The sequence below is a fragment of the Variovorax sp. RCC_210 genome, assembly GCF_041355175.1.
In the GTDB taxonomy this organism is placed as follows: Bacteria; Pseudomonadota; Gammaproteobacteria; order Burkholderiales; family Burkholderiaceae_C; genus Variovorax.
This window is the reverse complement of sequence record NZ_JBFUPJ010000001.1, coordinates 1563573-1582576: the sequence shown is the minus strand read 5'-3', so window position 1 is coordinate 1582576 and position 19004 is coordinate 1563573. Positions and strand designations below refer to the sequence as shown.

Sequence of the window (19004 nt, the reverse complement as noted above, 5' to 3'; positions counted from 1 at the left end):
ACCCATGCCCGTTTCATTCAATCGCGTCTACCTCGAAAGCGCCGGCTACTTCATGCCCGGCGAGCCCGTTCCCAACGACCGCATGGACGCGTACATCGCGCCGCTGAACCGCATGTCGGCGCGCATCAAGCGGCGCATCCTGGCCGAGAACGGCATCCTCACGCGGCACTACGCCATCGACACGGAAGGTGTCACGCAGCACACCAACGCGCAACTGGCCGCGGGCGCCATCCGCGATTGCCTGCGCCGGGGCGGGGCGCCGCTGTCGCGCGTGTCGCTGCTGGCCAGCGGCTCCTCGGGCGGCGACACGCTGATGCCCGGCTTCGCCAACATGATCCAGGGCGAGCTCGCTGCGCAGCCGATGGAAACGCACTCGGTGCACGGCATCTGCGCGGCGGGCGTGTCGGCGATACAGACGGCGGCGCAGGGCATCGAGCTGGGCGCGCACCGCAGCGCGATGGCGGTGGCCAGCGAGATGCCGTCGCGGCTGTTCAAGCGATCGCGCTTCGCGGCCCGCGGCTACGAGACCGACTTCGACTCGCACTTCCTGCGCTGGATGCTGTCGGACGGCGCGGGCGCCTTGCTGCTGTCCGACGGCTCTGAGGGTTCGCCCGCGATGGCCGGCGCGCCGGGGCTGCGGCTGAAGCTGAAGTGGGTGCACCAGCGCGCGTTCTCGGGCGACTACCCGGTGTGCATGCAATTGGGGCTGACCGAGGACCGTGCGCGCGGTCATCTCGACTTCGGCTCCTGGGCCGAGGCCGAGGCGGCGGGCGCGTTGTCGCTGCGGCAGGACATCCGGCTGCTGCCGCACCTGTTCGACATCGGCATCCACGAGTACGCGGGGCTGGTGCGCGACGGCTGGGTCGATCCGAAGCGGGTCGATCACTTCCTGTGCCACTACTCGTCGGAAAAATTCATTCCGGTGGTCGAAGACCTGATGGCCAAGGCCGACCTGTCGATTCCGCGCGAGCGCTGGTGGAGCAACCTGGCGTGGCGCGGCAACACCGGGGCGGCGTCGATCCTGGTGATGCTGGCGGAGTTCCTGCACACCAGGACGCTGAAGCCGGGCGAGCAGATCTTCTGCTACGTGCCGGAGTCGGGGCGCTTCATGGCGGCGTACATGCTTCTTGAAGTGGAGGCCGTGGACTCAGTAAAGGCCGCACCCGTGGCGGTGGTGCCGCGCGCGGCATCGGTGGCCGACGACGATGTCGTCATCGCGCCCCCGCACGACCCGGCCGCCGCGCCCGAGGGCCTGGGCGCCTTGCTGACCGAGCTGGCCGCCATCTGGCACGACTACCGCTCGCGCGTGTGGCGCACGCCGCTGGTCCGGCAGATTCGCGAGCGCCGCTTCGCCGTGCCCGACTACCTGAACTGGATGGAACAGTGGGTGCCGCAGGTGCGCGAAGGCAGCCTGTGGATGCGCGAAGGCGCGGCGTCGCTGAGCGAGCCATACCAGGTGCTGGCCTCGCTGATCGGCGTGCACGCGGGCGAGGAGCAGAACGACTTCAACATCCTGTTCAGCGACTACCGCCAGGCCGGCGGCACGGTCGAGCGCATCGAGGACCTGCGCCGCAACCCGGGCGGCGAGGCGCTCAACGCCTACCTGCACGGCCTGGCGGCCACGCGCGACCCCATCGGCCTGCTGGGCGCGATCTACATCATCGAAGGCACGGGCCAGCGCATCGTGCCGGCGCTGCTGCCGCTGCTGAAGGCGAGCCTGAAGCTGCCGCCGGACGCCTTCCGCTTCCTGGAGTACCACGGCCACAACGACGAGCACCACCTGGGCCGCTGGCTCACGGCGGTGGAAATGGTGATGGCCGTGGAAGGGCAGGCGCGCGCCGCACGCCAGATTGCCGACACCGCGCGACACACCGCGGCGCTGTACCTGATGCAGTTCCAGCACATCACGGAACGCATGACCCAGTTCAAGCCCTAATGAACGCCCCATGGACCGAACACCTGATTTCCTGACCCAGGCGCACGACGAGCGCGACCCCAGCCCCTGGCTCGCGCTGTACCTCGACCAGAGCACGCCGCTGCCCGACAACGTGAAGGCGGCGTGGCTGGCCGATTCGAGCTCGGGTTCGCGGCAGTACCTGCTTCCTTTCCTGCGGCCGCTGGCGCGGCTGACGATCATCCTGATCCAGGTCGTGAAGGTGTTCGTGCCGCGCAACTGGTCGCACTCGATGCTGCTGCACCGCTTCCTGGCGTGGGGGCTCAAGCGTTTCGTGTCGCCCGAGGCCAACTGGCTCATCCTGCGGCACTTTCACCTGGGCTCGCAGGTGCTGGCCTTCATCGGGCGCAACTCGCCGGCGCCGGTGGGCACCCACCCGCTGGAGCCGGCCGACATCGACGCGCTGAAGGACGAGATGTTCTTGAAGCACGACCTGAACCTGTTCAATTTCGTGATCCGGCTGAACACGGCGCTGCGCGACAAGGGGCTGGCGCTGTGCAAGGCCGAGAACGTCGACTTCTCGATGATCAAGGAGCCGGGGCTGCGGCTGGAAGACATGGCGCAGGGCAGGCTCAACTTCCTCGACCTGCAAAGCGCCATCGAGCTGTTCACGCCGCTGTACCAGCTGATGCTCACGGACAACGATTTCTGGCGGGCCGCCAACTCCTTGCAACTGGACGAAACCATCGGCATCTACACGGCGACGATCCTGAACGCGCCGGAGCACCTGATTCTGGTCAACAACAAGCACCCGCTGGTGCCGCTGTCGACCCTGCGGGCGGGGCACCGGCTGGTGATTCACGGGCTGTCGACCGAAATGCTGCACAGCCTGCTCCAGCGCATGCAGGCGGCCCAGAACGCGCAGCAGGCGGGCGCGCCGGAAACGACCCTCTACGAGCAGCCACTTGCATAGGCGTATGCTGCCCCCAGATGGAACTCATGAACACCACCGATAATCCGTCTCCCAAGACCGATCTGGCAGTGACCCATGTACTGGCTCAACTGCTGGAAAAACTCGAGCACAGCCCAGTGCCCGTCGGCGCCGAGCAGTACCGCTCTGTCGTCGAGCATCTGGTGCACGAGTTCGAAGATGTCGAACAGGGGGCCGAACTCGGCCGCCTGCTCGATGCCTATCCGGCCGCGGCCGAGGTGTACGAAAACCTCAATTACCAGCACGCCGGGCTTTGCCGCTCGGCGCTCGACGCTTCGCTGGCCGCTGAATTCAGCGCCCGCGAAGCCATTGCACGCGCCATGCGCCGTGCCGAACCGACCAGCAAGGACAAGACGCATGGCGAAGGGTGAAGTGAAGACGGCAGTGGTGGCGGACGGGCTGCGCTACAAGACCAAGGCACCGGGCTCCCCGTTCCGTGCCTCCGCGTCGTTCAGCGGCGCGACCATGTCGTGCTTCATGTGCGGCAAGCACCGCGTGCGCTCGCAGCTGCGCACCCGCCAGGTGCTGGGGAAGTCCCAGACCGTGTGCGCGCCTTCGTGCAAGGCACTCGACGAATCGCTCGAGTAGGCACAGGTCAGCGGCAGGTGTTGGAACCCCGCCACTGACGGGGTAACCTGCTAGCACGTTCGGGAGACGTTTTGGCGACATATCCGTGTGCATAAAGTCACGGATTGGCTTCCACAGCGGCTGCAATAGCTATACAGTTAGAAACAAATGATGCACGAAATTGCATTTACTCCAAAGTTCTAATTTGTAGTCGATTCCCAATGAATTGCAGCCACGTCATCGACGCCCCGTGCGGGACATGGATTTCAACGCTTGCAAAGGGGTTCAGCCATGGCTAAACCGCGTCCGGTCATCATGCAGGTGGTCAAGCGCTCGTCCGGCAGCGCCACGCACCATGTCGAATTCCTGATGGACGACAACTTTGCCGAGCGCTTGCGCCAGCTGCGCTCGCTGGTGCCGCCACTGGGCAGCCTCAATAAACAACGCGACCTGGTCATCGACAAGGTCCGCGTGCGCGTGCCGAACGCCATCTGGCGCTCGGGCAACGAGATCGAGGCGGACGGGGGCGTGGACGGCTCCTGCATCGTGATCGCCGCCGAAGGCTCGTTCAACTGCGGTGGCAAGGACCGCAAGACGCGCGAGAAGTTGGTGACGTACAACTTCTCGATTGCCCGCCTGCTCGAGCTGCACGCCGAGCGCCCGGAAGGCGAGGTCTTCTACATCCGCGACGGCGTGTTCGCCAACGACGAGCCGGCCGAATCGCCGGCCGGCCGCTGGGTCGCGTCGATGCACGAGCTGGAAGTGGTCATGCGGGTGCCGGACGCCCCGTCCGACTTCGACACGCTGCACGACCTGTCGCTGCGCCCCGAACCTCAGCCAGCGGCCAAGGGTGCGCCGCACCGCGCCAGCTTCTACTGAGCTGCGGGCACTACGCCGCCGAAGCCGCGGCGCTGGGTTCCGCCGCCGCGCCCACCGGCGTGTACTGCGCCCGGTTGTCCACAAGCCAGCGTTCCGACAGCGTGCTGTCCTGCTGCGCCGGATGAAAGTCGGCGCGCAGGTAGCTGCGCCAGCCGGCGACGTTGCCGCGCAGCAGGCCATCGCGGCTCAGCAGGATGCGCGCGGCGCTCTTCCAGGTCGACCATTTCCACAGTTGCTTCTCGTGGCGCAGGTTGTCGACGGTCTGGCGCATCAGGTCGCCGAGAAACATCAGGGTCACGCGGCGGAACCAGCGCTTGCGCCATTCGTCGGAGCCGCCCGCGGCCTTGTAGATGTCGAAGGCCACGCTCTTGTGCTCCAGCTCTTCCGCGCTGTGCCACAGCCACATGGTGCGCAGCCGGGGCTCGGCGCCGTCGAGAATTTGCGGATGCGCCAGCAGCCACTCGGCGAACATCGCCGTGAAGTGCTCGGTGGCCGCAGTCACCGCCAGCGCATGGCGCGGATCGGCGTTTTCCATCAGCGTCATGCGCTTGCTGGCGCGCTCGGTCCAGCCGTCCACCAGGCCCTGGCTGGCCAGGTGGTTGTTGAAGAGCGAATGAATGCGCCGGTGCGTCGCCTCCTGCCCGATGAAGCCGCGCACCTCGGCACGATGCCTGTCTTGCGCCTCGGGCGGCAGCGTGGCGACCGCGTCGCGGACGGCGTCGATGAAGAACTGCTCGCCGAAGGGGAAGCTCATCGACAGGGCATTGAAGAAAGCGCTCGAAAATGCGTCGCCGCCACACCAGTTGCGGGCAAAGGGCGATTGCAGGTCGATGAGCAGGCGGCGGACAACGAGTTCGGTCATGAAATCAGGCCTCGAAAAGTGCGCGGATGCGGCAGAGAAAGATCGGTACGACTCGGGTTGGTACAGCCTCGTACCGGCTGCCTCCATATTGCAATTGTGAATTGGTACTGTCAAGTACCGAGACGTAGGAAAATGTGCGGTTCATGAGCGAAACCATCGACAAACCAGCGCCCTCGAAATCCGCCGACGGCCCCGGCAGCGAGCACTACTCGCGCCTGCTGCAGGGCATGGCGCACGCCGTGGCCGCCAAGGGCTACGCCGAGACCACCATTGCCGACATCGTGCGCGAGGCCGCCGTGTCGCGCCGCACCTTCTACGAACACTTCAGCACCAAGACCGAGTGCCTGATCGCGCTCTACGAGACCGCCAGCCGCCTCGCCCTGCAGGCAGTGAGCGAGGCCTTCGACCCGGTGCAGCCCTGGCACGCGCAGGTCGAGCAGGCCATGACCGCCTACTTCGACTACCTCGCGCAAGACCCGGTGCTGCTGCGCACGCTATTCGTCGAGATATTGGGCCTGGGCATGCCGGGCCTCGTGGTGCGGCGCCGGGTGAACGACGAAATCGCCAATTTCATCCAGGTCGCCATCAACAGCAGCGGCGGCGAAGGGCAGGGCCCCGCGGTGCACCTGACCAGCGAAATGGCGATGACCGTGGTGGGCGGCATCAATGAGCTGGTGCTGCAGGCCATTGAGCAGGACCGTGCCGGCGACCTGCGCGAGCTGGTCGCGCCCGCCACGCGGCTGGTGCGCGCGGTGGCGGCGGAAAGCCGGCGCTAGGCGCGCGTTGTGCTGGCGATGCGGCGCGGCCTGGCCGCCGCCCAGAGCGTCAGCAGCCCGGCGAGCGTCAACGCCAGCAGCACGCCGAGATAGGGCAGCACGTCGTGCAGCGGTGCGCCCATCTGGTTGAGCCGCAGCGAGGCCTGGATGCCCGCCGTGCTCGGAAAGAGCCATCGCAGGGCCTGCAGCGGCCCCGGCAGTGCCTCCACGGGCCAGGAGAACCCCGAGAGAAACGCCATCGGCAAGGCGGTGAACAGCAGCACCTGCAGCGCCCGCTCGCGGTCGCGGAACCAGCAGCCCAGCAGTAGCCCGACCGTGCAGATCGCCGGCACGTAGAACGCCAGCAGCACCAGTGCCCCCCACGGGTTGCCGCCGCGCGGATAGTCCTGCAGGAAGAACACCCAGCCGAAATAGAAAAGCCCGCTCAAGAAGCCGAACCCCGAGAGCGCGCCCAGCCGCCCCAGCCACGCCCCCATTGCCGCGCGCAGCCGCCCGGCCTCGGCCCAGGTGCCCGCGAGCATGGCGGCGCCCATCAGCAACGTCTGCTGCAGGATGAGCAGCGCCACCGCCGGCACCACGTAGCTGCCGTAGCCCTCGGTCGGGTTGAACAGCGCGACCAGTTGCGTGTTCAGCGGGCTGCGGCTGCGCGCCGCCTGCACCGCGCCCTGGCCGCCGGCCTGCAGCTTGCGAATTTCCACACCCGCCGACACCGTGCCCACGGCCTCCGAAAAGCCGTAGAGCACCGCCTTGTTCAGCAGCGCGTACGCCCCATTGCCCTCGATGGTGACCACCGCCGAGGTGCCGCGCAGCACGTCGCGCTTCAGGTCGGCCGGCAGCAGCGCATAGCCTTCGATCTCGCCGCGCCACAGCGCCTGCTGTGCCTCGTGCACGTCGGCGGTGACCATGCGCACGTCCAGCCGCGGGTTGGCCATGGCAAAGCGCGCGACCTGCCGCGACAGCGAACTGCGGTCCTGGTCGACCACTGCCACCGGCACGCGTGTGACCGCCTGCGTGCCGTAGGGCCACGGATAGAAGAAGCCGTAGATGATGGGCGCGAGCAGCATGATCAGCAGCACGCCCTTGTCGCGCAGCACCGCCAGCGCGGTGTCGCGCCATGCGGCGCCGAGGTGGAGGCGGTCGTCGGTCATCAGCGCGCGCCCCAGCTGTCGGGTGACTTGGCGGCGCGCACCAATGCCGCCGCCGTCGCGGCCAGCAGCACGGCGGTGCCCAGCACCATCCACAGCGGCGTCGCCACCGAATACGCCACCGGCGCGCCCATCTGCAACTGCTCCATCTGCACGCGGATGTAGTGGGTGTAGGGCAGCAGGGTGGCCCACAGCTGCGCGAAGAACGGCATGGCCACCAGCGGAAAGCCCACCCCGCCGAACGCGAACGCCGGCGCCGTGATGAAGCCCGTGGCCGAGAGCGCGGTGCGCAGCGAGCGCGTGAGGCCCGACACGAACGCGCCGAGCGCGATCGACAGCGCGATGAACACCACCAGCGCAATCAGCGTCCAGCCGAGCGAGCCGACCGGGTGCCAGCCACGCCCGGCCGTGATCCACAGCATGGCCGCGACCGCCACCGCCGACAGGCTCGCGAACGGCAGCGCCAGCTTGCCCGCCAGCGCGGCCAGTGCCTCGTGCCAGCGCGGTGCGGCGCCCAGCCACGCGCCGATGCTGCGGTCGCGCAGCTCGCGGCCCACCGCCCAGGCGCCGGCGGTCATCGCCAGGATGTGCAGCACCGCCGGAATCAGCGCGGCGCCCAGGAACTGCTCGTAGTCGGTCGAGGTGTTGAACAGCGCGACCATGCTCGCCTTGATGGGTTCCATGCTGACGCGCGCCGCGCGCATCGACTCGCCGCGCTTGTTGCGCACCGCGAGCTCGACGCCGCCCGACACCGTGGCCACGGCCGTGCGCACGTCGCGCTGTATGAGGCTCGAATGCGTGCCCAGTTGCGCGTTGTGCAGCAGCACGACCTGGCCGACGCGGCCCTGCTTCACGTCCCGGCTCAGCTCGCGCGGCAGTTGCACCGCGGCGTCGACCGCGCCGCTGGTGAGCGCGCGCGCCATCTCGCCTTCGTCGCTGAACTCCTGCACCACACGCAGGCCGGGCGTGGCGTCCAGAAAGCGCACCAGCTGGCGCGACAGCGAGGAATGGTCCTGGTCGAGCACCCCGATCGGCAGGCGCTCGGGCAGGCCGGCCGAGAAGATCCACCAGATCAGCAGCACCGCGAGCAGCGGCACCCACGAGACCATGGCCAGGTCCCAGGGGCGCGTGCGCAGCAGCGCGAATTCGCGCCGTGCGCTGGCTACGGAAAAGCCGCGGAGGCTCATGGTGCGAGCGGGCCTTGCGGGCTCAGTTCACCAGCACGCTCATGCCGGGGCGCGCGCCCTCGATGGGCTGCAGCGGCCGCGCGCGGACCTCGAAGGTGCGCACGTCGAAACCGGCACCGCCGCGCGTGGCGCGCCAGGTGGCGAAGTCGGGCAGGGCGGCGCTGTAGTAGACCTTGAAGCGCGCGCGCGGCCGGCCGTCGAGCTTCTCGTCGCGGTTGGCCAGCGCCGGCAGCCGCGCGTCGAACTCGCTGCCGACCGCGAAGCGCGAGAGCCGGTCTTCGCGCACGTTCAGCACCACCCACTGGTCGTTCAGGTCGACCACGGTGACCACCGCCACGCCCTGGGGCGACAGCTCGCCCACCTTGGCCAGCACCTTGGCCACCTCGCCGCCGACGGGGCTGCGCAGCTCGGTCTCGGCCTTGGCGGCCTCGGCCTCGGCCACCACGCCGGCCACCTGGCGGGCCTGCGCGCTGGCGGCGGCCCTGTCTTCGGGGCGGGCGCCGCTGCGCGCCATGTCGTACTGCGCCTTGGCCGCGATGGCGGCGTCGCGCGAGGCCTTCCAGTTGGCTTCGGCCTCGTCGCGCTTCTGGTCGGCCACCAGGCCTTCGCGCGCCAGCCCGTCGACGCGGCGGAACGAGGTCTGCGCGAGCTGCGCGGCGGTTTCCGCGCGCTGCCACTGCATGCGCGCCATCTCGACCTCTTGCGGCCGTGCGCCGTTCTGCGCCTTGTCGGCCACGGCCTGCGCGGCCTGTTCGGCGGCGGTCGCCTGCGCGAGCTTGGCGCGCACCTCGGGGCTGTCCATGCGCACCAGCACCGCACCGGCCTGGATGCGGTCGCCTTCCTTCACCAGCACCTCGGCCACGCGCGCGGTCACCTTGCCGGCCACGTCGGTCTCGCGTGCTTCCATCTGGCCCTGGAACACCTCGGGCGCGGGCTGCGACGCGCGCCAGAAGCCCCACACCAGCACCGCCAGCACGAGCAGGCCGGCAAAAATCGCGATCAGTTGTCGGCTCTTGGCACTCATCATCAATTCACCTTCACGTCGGCACGTGCGATGTAGTCGGAAAACCTGTCGGAAATGCCCGCGCTCTCGAGCAACTGGGCCAGCGCCTGCACGTAGTCGTTGGCGGCCTGGGCGCGTTCGGTCAGCACCTTGGCCTGGTTGGTCTCGGCGTCGATCAGGTCGAGCGTGGTGCTCGTGCCTTCGCGCAGCCCCGACATGCGCAGCCTGACCACCTCCTGCGCCAGCTCGACCGAGGCCTTCATCTCCATGTACTGGCGCCGCGCGTTTTCCAGCGCGCGCCAGTTGCGCTCGACCAGCAGCGAGATGTCGCTGCGCGCCTGCGCATCGGTGCGCTCGGCCTGCTCGATCTGCTTGAGCGAGGAGGCCGACAGCGCGCTGCGGTCGACCGAGTCGTACAGCGTCCAGCGCACGCCGATGCCGGCCACCCAGTCGGCGTTGCCGCTCTTGAGCTCGCGCGTGCCGAAGGCGATGACCTGCGGCCGGCGCAGCGCCTCTTCGCCTTCGTGCAACTGCTCGGCCTGCGACTTCTTGGCCGCGACCTTGCCCAGGCCGGGATGGCGCGTGAGCGCCGAATCGATGAAGTAGCCCAGCGGCTCCACCGGCGTGCTGATGACGAAGAGCGGCGTCTGCGGCGCCACGCTGCCGTCGGCGCGCACCGTGCGCGCGAGCGCCACGGCGGCGAGGGCCGCGTCGTCTTCGGCCTTGCGTGCATTGCGGCGCGCCTCTTCGTAGGCCGCGCTGGCCTGCAGCCGCTCGACGCGCGAGATGACGCCGGCCGCGAGCATCTTCTGCGCCGCCGCGTCGTGCTGGGCGATGGTGCGCTCGGCCTGCGCGCGCAGCGTGGCCGCGCGCTGCGCGAGCTGCGCGCCGAAGTAGCGCTGTACCAGCAGCGTGTCGACCTCGTGGCCGGCCTGCTCGGCGTCGGCCTGGGCCTCGCGCGTTTGCGCCGACACGAAGCCGCGCACCGCGTCGGTCGCGCCGCCCACGTAGAGCGGCCACACGGCCGAGATCGAGGTGTTGGCGCCGGTGTCGTGCCGGTTCAGCGTGTAGCTGTTGGGCAGCTGCGGAATCGGCACGCGAGAGATGACGTTCTGGATCGACGTAGGCAGCGCCGAGCCGATCTGCCCCAGCTTCTGGTTGAGCGGATCGAGGTCGAGGTTCAGGTTGGCGTTGTACGCATAGGCCAGGCCCGAGATGCTGACCACCGGCCCGCCCAGGCCCTTCACGCCTTCGCCCTGCAGCTCTTTGGCCTCGACCGCCGCGCGCGCGGCGGCGAGCTTGTCGGAGCGGTCGACCATGCGGGCGCGGGCCGCGTCGAAGCTCAGGGAGAGGGAATCGGCGCGGGGCTGCATCTGCACTTGCGTTTGCGCTTGGGTCTGTGCAAAGCCCGGCGCGCCGATGCCGAGCAGGGTCGGCAGCAGGAGCAGCGAAGGAAGGAGGGCGTGGCGAGGTCGTTGCATCGTTTCAGGCTGCCTTGCGCAGCAGGGCGTCGAGCTCCTGCTGCAGGATCACGGGGAACGCGGCCTGCACCGCGCCGGTGGCGAGCGGGCGCGCCTTTTCGAGCAGCTGCGCCAGGCGCTCGGCATCGAGGGCGTCGCCGCTCAGCAGGCTGTCGGCCAGCGTGCGCAGCCAGTGGCGCGCCACCGTGCGCAGCGTGCGCGCCATGGTCTCCTGCATGCCGATGACCTGGTCCAGCGGCAGGCCGAGCGCGGCGAGCTGCTCGGCCACCTGGCCGAGCGCGGGGCTCAGCATCTGCACCTTGCCGTCGGGCAGCTCGCGCATCAGGCCGGCCTTGGTGGCGCGCGCGAGCAGGGCGGGTGTCATCTGGCCCTTCCACTTGGCGGCGAGCACCTTGGCCGAGACGACCACCGGGGTCTCCTCGGCGAACAGGCTGCCCGACACCGAGCGCGCCACCGCCACCAGGTCGGGCCACGAAGAAGCCGGCGCGCGCGTGAAGATGCGGCGGATGGCCTCGATGCCGAAGCCCTGGTCGCGCAGTTCGCGGATCAGCGCCAGGCGCTGCGCGTGCTCGTCGCCGTACAGGCCCAGGCGGCCGCGCAGCACCGGCGGCGGCAGCAGGCCGGCCGTGGTGTACGCGCGAATGTTGCGCACCGTGACGCCCGTGCTGGCCGCCAGCCGCTCGATGGAGAGGTCTTGCGTCGCGGCCGTGGCGGTCGTAGCGGCCTTGGTTGCAGGTGTGACGGTGACGGTGTTCATGTGACGGGCCGAATGTTACATCGTGAATGTCACATCGATCAAACCCCGGCCCTCAGACCTGGATGGTCGGCTTGTAGTCGGCCGGCAGCACTTCCTTCCACTTGCCGAACAGCGCCATCAGCCCCACGGCCACCGCGCCCGACAGCAGCACCACGCCACAGGCATGCGCCCATCCGTTGTCGAAGGCGCCGAACATCACCGCGCGAAAGGCCTGCACCACCCAGCTGAAGGGCAGCCAGCTGTGCACGTCGCGAAAGAAGCCCGCCGACAGCTCCACCGGCAGCACGCCGCCGCCGGCCGACAGCTGCAGCGTGAGCAGCAGCACCGTCAGGATGCGGCCGAAGTCGCCGAACACATGCAGGATGGCGAACAGCACCACCAGGAACACCAGCGACGCCAGCACCATGGTGAGCGCCAGCGCCCCCACGCGCGGCGCCTGCACCTGCAGCACGCCCAGCAGCGTGGCCAGCACCAGCGCCACCTGCAGCAGCACGATGAGCGCGGGCATGGTGATCTTGCCCAGCGTCTTCGCCAGCTTGGGGTAGTGCGTGTGGTCGGTCAGCACGATGCGCATGTTGAACAGGTAGCCGGCCATCACCGCGCCGATCCACAGCGCCACCGACACCATGTTGGGCACGAAGGCGCTGCCGTTGTTGGCCACCGGCGCCACCACCTCGACCTTGGGCTCCACCGAATCCGCCAGGCCCGAGGCGCTGCCCTCGATGCGGGTGATGGAGGCGGGCAGGGCGGCTTCGATGGTGCGCACGCCGGTCAGCAGGCGCTGCGCCCCTTGCGACAGCTGCGTGCCGCCCTGCACGAACTCGTCGAGCTTGCGGTCTTCGGGCAGCTTGCCGGCCATGGTGCGGATGCCGGCCGACAGCGCGCCCATGCCGTCGGTGAGCTTGCCGACGCCACCCTCGAGGCCCGTGGCGCCGGTCACCAGCTTCCTGTTGCCGTCCTCGGCCTGCGTCATCGCGGACTGGGCCTGCCCGAGGCCGCCGCGCAGCTTGTCGGCGCCCGCGGCCAGTTCACCGGCGCCCCGGGCGAGCCGGTCGCCCACGAAGGGAATGTCGGCGGACTCCTTCTGCATCTTTCGCGCGCCGTCGCCCAGCTGGCCGGCACCGGTGCCCAGCTGGTCGAGCCCGTCGCCGATCTGCGCGAGCCCGCTGCCCAGCTCGCGCTGACCCGCGCTCAACTGCTGCGCGCCCGACTTCAGCGCATGAAGGTCGGCATCGGCCGGCAGCTTCGACTGGATGGTGCGGATGCCGCCGTTCACCTGCTTGAAGCCGCGCCCCACCTGCTGAGCCGCGGCGCTGTACTGGATGGCGCCGTTGGCCAGCGCCTGGCTGCCGTCGCGCAGCTGCAGCAGCGCCTGCTTGAGCTGCTCCAGCCGCTGCTGCGAGCCGGCGGCGGCGTTCAGCACCAGGCCCCAGCGCTGCTCGTTGAGCATCTCGTTCACCTGGTGGCCCAGCTCGCCCGCGAAGCGCCGGGCCAGGCCGGCCGAGCTGTAGTTGTTGCCCTCCGATGTGTAGACCACCAGCTGGCCCGCGCCGCGCTGCGTGCCGGGCACGGCATTGGCGCTGAAGTCGGCCGGAATCAGCAGGGCGAAGGCGAGCGTGCCGCGCCGCACCTCGGCGCGCGCGGCCTCGGGGTCGGTCATGGTGCGAAAGCCGAAGGCGCGCTTTTCGAGCAGGGTGCGCGTGAGCTCTTCGCCCACGTTCACCGAGTGCGCCATGTAGGTCACGCCCCGGTCCTGGTTCACGATGGCCGCCGGCAGGTCGGCGGTGTGGCCCGCCGGGTCCCACACGCTGGTGAGGTAGATCAGCGCATAGATGGCCGGCACCACGCCCACCGCCACCACGGCCAGCAGGATGCGCGGAAAGCGCCGCACGATCGCCAGTTCGGCCCGTGCGATGGCCCAGGTGCCGGCGAAGAGGGCGTGGAGGTATCGCATGGGGCGGGCGTGTTCGGGGCGGATGTGTTCGAAGCGCCCTGGCGACAGGCCCGCCCTCGCGGGTCAGGGCTTGACCTTGACCTCGACCCGGCGCGCCTCCGACGGCGGGCCGTCGGCCTGCGACTGCTCGGGCTTGGCCAGCTCGATCTTGTCTTCGGGCGCGCCGGCCGCCTTCAAGGCGTCGCTCACGGCCATGGCACGCTGCTTGGCCAGCTCGGCGTTCTTGGCCGGGTCGCCGCTGGCGTCGTGGTAGCCGCTCACCAGCACGGTGCTGCCGCTTTGCACGGCCTTGATGACGTCGGCCAGCGCCTCCTTGGCGTTGGGCGCCACTTCGGAGCTGGCGCTGGCGAAGTAGAACTTGACGACGCCGTTCTCGACCTTCACTGCAGCCGCTTCCACCGCGGACACGGCCCCCGCGGCGACAACGGCCGCAGGCGTGGATGGCGTGGCAGGCGCAGCAGGTGTAGCAGGTGCAGCAGGTGCAGCAGGTGCCATGGCCGCGGGCGCCATGGCTGCCGGCGGTGTCTCGATCTTCGTCGGCGCGGCCGCCGCAGCATCGCCGGCGTGGAACTTCACCACCAGCGGCACGATGAGCAGCGCCACGATGTTGATGATCTTGATCAGCGGGTTCACGGCCGGGCCGGCGGTGTCCTTGTAGGGGTCGCCCACCGTGTCGCCGGTGACGGCGGCCTTGTGCGTCTCGCTGCCCTTGCCGCCGAAGTGGCCGTCCTCGATGTACTTCTTGGCGTTGTCCCACGCGCCGCCGCCGGTGCACATCGAGATGGCCACGAACAGGCCGGTGACGATGGTGCCCATCAGCAGCCCGCCCAGCGCCTTCGGCCCCAGCACCAGCCCCACCACGATGGGCACCAGCACGGGCAGCAGCGACGGGATCATCATTTCCTTGATGGCCGCGCCGGTCAGCATGCCCACGGCCTTGCCGTACTCGGGCTTGCCGGTGCCTTCCATGATCCCGGGAATCTCGCGGAACTGGCGGCGCACTTCTTCCACCACCGCGCCGGCCGCGCGGCCCACGGCCTCCATGGCCATGGCGCCGAACAGGTAGGGAATGAGCCCGCCGATGAACAGCCCCACGATCACCATCGGGTCGCTCAGGTTGAAGCTGATGGCCAGCCCGAAGCTCTCCAGCTTGTGGGTGTAGTCGGCAAAGAGCACCAGCGAGGCCAGGCCGGCGGAGCCGATGGCGTAGCCCTTGGTCACGGCCTTGGTGGTGTTGCCGACCGCGTCCAGCGGGTCGGTCACGGCGCGCACGCTGGCGGGCAGGTCGCTCATTTCGGCGATGCCGCCGGCGTTGTCGGTGATGGGGCCGTAGGCGTCCAGCGCGACCACGATGCCGGCCATGCTCAGCATCGACGTGGCGGCCACCGCGATGCCGAACAGCCCGGCCAGCGAATACGACGCCAGGATGGCGATGCACACGAAGATCACCGGCCACGCGGTGGAGCGCATCGACACGCCCAGGCCCGCGATGATGTTGGTGCCGTGGCCCGTGGTGGAGGCCTGCGCGATGTGCTGCACGGGCTTGTACTGGGTGCCGGTGTAGTACTCGGTGATCCACACCAGCGCGGCCGTCAGCGCCAGGCCCACGAAGCAGGCGCCGAACAGCTTCAGCTGGCTCCCGCTGGGCGCGATGGCGTTGTCGGGAATCAACCAGCTCGTGACGAACCAGAACGCGATGAGCGACAGAACGCCTGCTACCGCCAGCCCCTTGTAGAGCGCCGGCATCACGTTGACCATGCCCGGCGACGCCTTCACGAAGAAGCAGCCGATGATCGACGCGATGATCGACACGCCGCCCAGCGCCAACGGGTACAGCACCGCGTTGGTGGGCGCTGCGGTGACCATGAGCGCGCCCAGCACCATGGTGGCGATGAGCGTCACGGCGTAGGTTTCGAAAAGGTCGGCGGCCATGCCGGCGCAGTCGCCCACGTTGTCGCCCACGTTGTCGGCGATGACGGCGGGGTTGCGCGGGTCGTCTTCAGGAATGCCGGCCTCGACCTTGCCCACCAGGTCGGCACCGACGTCGGCGCCCTTGGTGAAGATGCCGCCGCCCAGCCGCGCGAAGATCGAGATGAGCGAGGAGCCGAAGGCAAAGCCGATCAGCGGGTTGAGCAGCCCCGCCAGGCTCTGGCCGGCCGGCACGCCGGCGCTGGCCAGGAACCAGTAGAAGATCGACACGCCCAGGAGGCCCAGGCCCACCACCAGCATGCCGGTGATGGCGCCGCCGCGAAAGGCGACGTCCAGCGCCGGGCCGATGCCGTGCGTGGCTGCCTGCGCGGTGCGCACGTTGGCGCGCACCGACACGTTCATGCCGATGAAGCCGCAGGCGCCCGAGAGCACCGCGCCCACCACGAAGCCAACGGCGGTGGTCAGGTCGAGAAAGATCGCGATGAGGATGGCCAGCACCACGCCCACGATGGCGATGGTGCTGTACTGCTTGGCGAGGTAGGCGGAGGCACCGGCCTGGATGGCCGCCGCAATCTCCTGCATGCGGGCGTTGCCGGGGTCTTTCGCCAGGATCCAACTTCGGGCCCAGAAACCGTAGGCCACGGCTACGAGGCCGCAGACGATGGCCAGTATCAAGGGGGTGTTGCCGATCATGCTTTGCTTCTCCATTCGTTCGTTTAAGACTTGTGGAGACGGACACCATGGACCCTGCGTGCAACGCGTACGGGACATGTTTTCCGCCGCGTTGCTTCCTCGAAGCTCACTGCACCGGGGGTGCGGAGCCGATTGGCCAACGGTTGCAATTTACAGGCAAAAACGCGCTCGCGTGCGACCGTCCGGTGACACGGAAAGTAAACTCCGGGTTTGTCCCCATCCTTCTCATACTTTTCAACTACTCGAAAAACGTCATGTCCTTCGACAAAGTTTCCCCCGGCAAGAACGTCCCCGATGCCTTCAACGTCGTGATCGAAATCCCGATGAACGCCGACCCGATCAAGTACGAAGTCGACAAGGAATCGGGCGCGATCTTCGTCGACCGCTTCATGACGACGGCCATGTACTACCCGGCCAACTACGGCTACGTGCCGCAGACCCTGTCGGGCGACGGCGACCCGGTCGACGTACTGGTGATCGCGCCGTACCCGCTGCTGCCGGGCGTGGTGGTGCCGTGCCGCCCCCTGGGCATCCTGATGATGGAAGACGAAGCCGGCGTGGACGGCAAGGTGCTGGCCGTGCCCACCGACAAGGTGCTGCCGATCTACAGCCACTGGAAGTCGGTGGACGACGTGAACCCGATGCGCCTGAAGGCCATCAGCCACTTCTTCGAGCACTACAAGGACCTGGAAGCCGGCAAGTGGGTCAAGGTGCTGGGCTGGGAAGGCATCGAGTCGGCCAAGAAGGAAATCCTGGACGGCATCGCCGCGTACCAGAAGTAAGAAGTCATTTGTTGCTGCCGTGAGGCAGCGTCCGGGGGCACTGCGCGCAATGCCGATGCCAATGCCCCCCGGACCTGCGGCTCAGGCCCGGACCGCGTCCGAGGCCAGCCGCATCCACTCGCGATTGACCGATCGCGCGTGCGAGTTCCAGTGGCGCGCCGCCTGCTGGAGCTCGTCCCACTGGCGTTTCGCGCCCGTGGCATCCCCTTGTTCTGCCAGCCACGCGATGTAGCGGGCGCGGGCCTCGACCGTGTTGTATTGGCTCAGCGCGTTGTCGAAGGCTTCGCGTGCCTCCTGTTGCCGGCCGTCGGCGGCGAGCGCGCGGGCCGTGAGCACGGCGACCTCGTCGCGGCGGTAGTCGTCGCGCGATGCACGCAGGGCCTGCAGCGCCTGCAGGGCTTCGCGGCCCGCGGCGGGGCCGCCCGCGGCGAGCAGGGCGCTGGCGAGGCCGAACTGCAGTTCGGGGTCGGACGCGAGCGGGCCCTTCAGCGCATCACGATAGTGGCCCACGGCATCGGCGGCCTGGCCCCGGTCGAGCGCGGCCTTGGCCAGGCGCAGCTTGTTCTGGGCGGTGGGCGCGAGGTCGTAGGCGTCGGCGGCGGCGCGGTATTCGCGCTCGGGGTCGATGAAGCCGATGGCCGCGCTGGCCACCTTGCCGGCGGTGCGCTGCATGCGCGAGGCGGGCAGGTACTCGACCACGAAGTACACGACGCTGCCGAGCAGCGGAAAGCTGAAAAGAATGATCAGCCAGTACATCTGCTTGCCATGCCGCATGGCATGCACGGCGAAGAACAGCGCGATGAGGACGTGCAGCCCCAGTCCGATGAACGGCATTCGTTTTCCCTCTGTGTTGTTGTGGATTCGGGCGCGTTTATAGCAGCCCCGAATGGCACGGTACAGACGGGAAAAGGGCGGTCGAAACCGTCAGGACGGTCCGGCGGACTTGAACGGGCTGCGCTCGCCCAGGTGGTCCATGTAGTTCTCGATGCCCTCGCCCTCGCGCTCCAGGAAGCGCTCGACCGCGTCGGCGAACGACGGGTGGGCCAGCCAGTGGGCGCTGGTGGTCTTCACCGGCATCAACGCCCGCGCCATCTTGTGCTCGCCCTGGGCACCGCCTTCGAAGCGGGCGGCACCGTGCTCGATGCACCAGGCCAGCGGCTGGTAGTAGCAGGCCTCGAAGTGCAGGCAGTCGACCCGCTCCAGCGCGCCCCAGTAGCGGCCATAGGCCACCAGCGGCGCGTCGGGCTCGGTCGACAGGGCGATCAGGCTGGCGGCCATCGGCTTGCCGTCGCGCTCGGCCACGAACAGCAGCCAGGCCTCGGGCATCGTGGCGGCCATGCGCCGGAAGAAGTCGCGCGTGAGGTAGGGCGGGTTGCCGTGCTCGCGGTAGGTGCGCTCGTAGCAGCGGTAGAAGAAGTCCCAATCGGCCTTTGAAATGTCGGCGCCGCGCGACCACCGAAAGCTCACGCCCGCGTCGGCCACCTTGCGGCGCTCCTGCCGGATCTTCTTGCGCTTGTCGTGCGACAGGCTGGCGAGAAAGGCGTCGAAGTGGGCGTAGCCCGCGTTCGTCCAGTGGAACTGCACCGTGTTGCGCAGCATGAGCCCGGCCTCGGTGCAGGCGGCAATGTCGGCCTCGGCGCCGAACAGCAGGTGCAGCGACGACAGCTCTTCCTGCTTGCACAGCGCCACCAGGCCCTGCACCAGCAGCGTGCGGCTGGCCGCGTCGCGCGCCAGCAGCCGCGTGCCGGGCACGGGCGTGAACGGCACCGCGACCACGGCCTTGGGGTAGTAAGCCAGGCCGTGCTGCTCGTAGGCGTTGGCCCAGGCCCAGTCGAACACGTACTCGCCGTACGAATGGTCCTTGATGTAGAACGGGCACGCCGCGTGCAACTCGTCGCCTTGCCACAGCGTGACGAACTGCGGCATCCATCCGCTTTCGGGCGTGGCGCTGCGGCTGTCGTTCAGTGCCACGAGGTATTCGTGGCGCATGAAAGGCGAGGGCTCGGCCTGCGCCGCGAGCAGCGCGTTCCAGGCTTGCGCGCTCACGTCCGACGGCGACGACAGAACCCGAATGACATAATCGTTCAAGCCTTTTTCTTCCTTC

Annotated in this window: 17 protein-coding genes; 7 read left to right on the top strand and 10 right to left on the bottom strand. The window is 68.8% G+C overall.

The window, feature by feature from the left end:
* Window positions 1-4: 4 nt before the first annotated feature.
* From AB6807_RS07460 to AB6807_RS07440, 5 genes are all read left to right on the top strand, one after another.
* On the top strand, window positions 5-1936 hold the full coding sequence (locus AB6807_RS07460; RefSeq protein ID WP_371084055.1) for an iron-containing redox enzyme family protein: 1932 nt from the start codon (window positions 5-7) through the stop codon (window positions 1934-1936).
* A 10-nt stretch (window positions 1937-1946) separates the two neighbouring features.
* Window positions 1947-2867, top strand: a complete 921-nt coding sequence (locus AB6807_RS07455; RefSeq protein ID WP_371084054.1) for a hypothetical protein — start codon at window positions 1947-1949, stop codon at window positions 2865-2867.
* A 17-nt stretch (window positions 2868-2884) separates the two neighbouring features.
* Window positions 2885-3256 (top strand): hypothetical protein, encoded by a 372-nt coding sequence (locus AB6807_RS07450; RefSeq protein ID WP_116907418.1) that lies wholly within the window; start codon window positions 2885-2887, stop codon window positions 3254-3256.
* Window positions 3243-3473: a hypothetical protein gene (locus tag AB6807_RS07445; protein ID WP_116907419.1), complete on the top strand. Its 231-nt coding sequence runs from the start codon at window positions 3243-3245 to the stop codon at window positions 3471-3473. The genes AB6807_RS07450 and AB6807_RS07445 overlap by 14 nt, the downstream gene beginning before the upstream one ends.
* A gap of 270 nt (window positions 3474-3743) precedes the next feature.
* The gene (locus tag AB6807_RS07440; RefSeq protein WP_116907420.1) at window positions 3744-4331 is read left to right on the top strand and encodes a hypothetical protein; all 588 of its coding nucleotides are present in this window, start codon (window positions 3744-3746) and stop codon (window positions 4329-4331) included.
* Between the two features lie 10 nt (window positions 4332-4341).
* Here AB6807_RS07440 and AB6807_RS07435 read toward each other — a convergent pair whose 3' ends face one another.
* Window positions 4342-5193 (bottom strand): metal-dependent hydrolase, encoded by an 852-nt coding sequence (locus AB6807_RS07435; protein WP_371084053.1) that lies wholly within the window; start codon window positions 5191-5193, stop codon window positions 4342-4344.
* A 143-nt stretch (window positions 5194-5336) separates the two neighbouring features.
* On the opposite strand from AB6807_RS07435, the gene AB6807_RS07430 reads away from it, so the two are divergent.
* A complete protein-coding gene (locus tag AB6807_RS07430) occupies window positions 5337-5969 on the top strand; it encodes a TetR/AcrR family transcriptional regulator (RefSeq protein WP_116907422.1) in 633 nt (210 codons plus the stop codon).
* On the opposite strand, the gene AB6807_RS07425 is transcribed toward AB6807_RS07430, so the two are convergent.
* The 7 genes from AB6807_RS07425 to AB6807_RS07395 all read right to left on the bottom strand — a co-directional run bounded on the left by AB6807_RS07425 (window position 5966) and on the right by AB6807_RS07395 (window position 16118).
* Window positions 5966-7117 (bottom strand): ABC transporter permease, encoded by a 1152-nt coding sequence (locus AB6807_RS07425; RefSeq protein ID WP_371084052.1) that lies wholly within the window; start codon window positions 7115-7117, stop codon window positions 5966-5968. The two genes, AB6807_RS07430 and AB6807_RS07425, sit on opposite strands and share 4 nt — an antisense overlap.
* Window positions 7117-8301: an ABC transporter permease gene (locus tag AB6807_RS07420; RefSeq protein WP_371084051.1), complete on the bottom strand. Its 1185-nt coding sequence runs from the start codon at window positions 8299-8301 to the stop codon at window positions 7117-7119. The genes AB6807_RS07425 and AB6807_RS07420 overlap by 1 nt, the downstream gene beginning before the upstream one ends.
* A gap of 22 nt (window positions 8302-8323) precedes the next feature.
* Window positions 8324-9328 carry an HlyD family secretion protein gene (locus AB6807_RS07415; protein ID WP_371084050.1) on the bottom strand — a complete coding sequence of 335 codons (1005 nt, stop codon included), beginning with the start codon at window positions 9326-9328 and terminating at the stop codon, window positions 8324-8326.
* Window positions 9328-10785, bottom strand: a complete 1458-nt coding sequence (locus AB6807_RS07410) for a TolC family protein (protein WP_371084049.1) — start codon at window positions 10783-10785, stop codon at window positions 9328-9330. Before AB6807_RS07410 ends, AB6807_RS07415 begins: the two co-directional genes overlap by 1 nt.
* A 4-nt stretch (window positions 10786-10789) precedes the next feature.
* A complete protein-coding gene (locus tag AB6807_RS07405; RefSeq protein ID WP_371084048.1) occupies window positions 10790-11542 on the bottom strand; it encodes a MerR family transcriptional regulator in 753 nt (250 codons plus the stop codon).
* A gap of 52 nt (window positions 11543-11594) precedes the next feature.
* Window positions 11595-13496: a YhgE/Pip family protein gene (locus AB6807_RS07400; protein WP_371084047.1), complete on the bottom strand. Its 1902-nt coding sequence runs from the start codon at window positions 13494-13496 to the stop codon at window positions 11595-11597.
* Between the two features lie 63 nt (window positions 13497-13559).
* A complete protein-coding gene (locus AB6807_RS07395) occupies window positions 13560-16118 on the bottom strand; it encodes a sodium-translocating pyrophosphatase (protein ID WP_371084046.1) in 2559 nt (852 codons plus the stop codon).
* Window positions 16119-16372: 254 nt separating this feature from the next.
* Here AB6807_RS07395 and ppa point away from each other — a divergent pair, with 254 nt between their 5' ends.
* Window positions 16373-16900, top strand: a complete 528-nt coding sequence (gene ppa / locus AB6807_RS07390) for an inorganic diphosphatase (RefSeq protein WP_116907427.1) — start codon at window positions 16373-16375, stop codon at window positions 16898-16900.
* Between the two features lie 81 nt (window positions 16901-16981).
* Here ppa and AB6807_RS07385 read toward each other — a convergent pair whose 3' ends face one another.
* Together AB6807_RS07385 and AB6807_RS07380 are read right to left on the bottom strand one after the other, a co-directional pair.
* Complete coding sequence (locus AB6807_RS07385; RefSeq protein WP_371084045.1) at window positions 16982-17734, bottom strand: hypothetical protein; 753 nt, start codon at window positions 17732-17734, stop codon at window positions 16982-16984.
* A gap of 90 nt (window positions 17735-17824) precedes the next feature.
* On the bottom strand, window positions 17825-18988 hold the full coding sequence (locus tag AB6807_RS07380; protein ID WP_371084044.1) for a GNAT family N-acetyltransferase: 1164 nt from the start codon (window positions 18986-18988) through the stop codon (window positions 17825-17827).
* Window positions 18989-19004 lie beyond the last annotated feature (16 nt).

What these genes read in the sequence shown, in the direction of transcription:
- AB6807_RS07450 (WP_116907418.1), top strand. Translation starts at nt 2,885, where the DNA reads ATGGAACTCATGAACACCACCGATAATCCGTCTCCCAAGACCGATCTG.
- AB6807_RS07435 (WP_371084053.1), bottom strand. Translation starts at nt 5,193, where the DNA reads ATGACCGAACTCGTTGTCCGCCGCCTGCTCATCGACCTGCAATCGCCC.
- AB6807_RS07425 (WP_371084052.1), bottom strand. Translation starts at nt 7,117, where the DNA reads ATGACCGACGACCGCCTCCACCTCGGCGCCGCATGGCGCGACACCGCG.
- AB6807_RS07445 (WP_116907419.1), top strand. Translation starts at nt 3,243, where the DNA reads ATGGCGAAGGGTGAAGTGAAGACGGCAGTGGTGGCGGACGGGCTGCGC.
- AB6807_RS07420 (WP_371084051.1), bottom strand. Translation starts at nt 8,301, where the DNA reads ATGAGCCTCCGCGGCTTTTCCGTAGCCAGCGCACGGCGCGAATTCGCG.
- AB6807_RS07440 (WP_116907420.1), top strand. Translation starts at nt 3,744, where the DNA reads ATGGCTAAACCGCGTCCGGTCATCATGCAGGTGGTCAAGCGCTCGTCC.
- ppa (WP_116907427.1), top strand. Translation starts at nt 16,373, where the DNA reads ATGTCCTTCGACAAAGTTTCCCCCGGCAAGAACGTCCCCGATGCCTTC.
- AB6807_RS07395 (WP_371084046.1), bottom strand. Translation starts at nt 16,118, where the DNA reads ATGATCGGCAACACCCCCTTGATACTGGCCATCGTCTGCGGCCTCGTA.
- AB6807_RS07410 (WP_371084049.1), bottom strand. Translation starts at nt 10,785, where the DNA reads ATGCAACGACCTCGCCACGCCCTCCTTCCTTCGCTGCTCCTGCTGCCG.
- AB6807_RS07460 (WP_371084055.1), top strand. Translation starts at nt 5, where the DNA reads ATGCCCGTTTCATTCAATCGCGTCTACCTCGAAAGCGCCGGCTACTTC.
- AB6807_RS07400 (WP_371084047.1), bottom strand. Translation starts at nt 13,496, where the DNA reads ATGCGATACCTCCACGCCCTCTTCGCCGGCACCTGGGCCATCGCACGG.
- AB6807_RS07455 (WP_371084054.1), top strand. Translation starts at nt 1,947, where the DNA reads ATGGACCGAACACCTGATTTCCTGACCCAGGCGCACGACGAGCGCGAC.
- AB6807_RS07385 (WP_371084045.1), bottom strand. Translation starts at nt 17,734, where the DNA reads ATGCCGTTCATCGGACTGGGGCTGCACGTCCTCATCGCGCTGTTCTTC.
- AB6807_RS07430 (WP_116907422.1), top strand. Translation starts at nt 5,337, where the DNA reads ATGAGCGAAACCATCGACAAACCAGCGCCCTCGAAATCCGCCGACGGC.
- AB6807_RS07405 (WP_371084048.1), bottom strand. Translation starts at nt 11,542, where the DNA reads ATGAACACCGTCACCGTCACACCTGCAACCAAGGCCGCTACGACCGCC.
- AB6807_RS07415 (WP_371084050.1), bottom strand. Translation starts at nt 9,328, where the DNA reads ATGATGAGTGCCAAGAGCCGACAACTGATCGCGATTTTTGCCGGCCTG.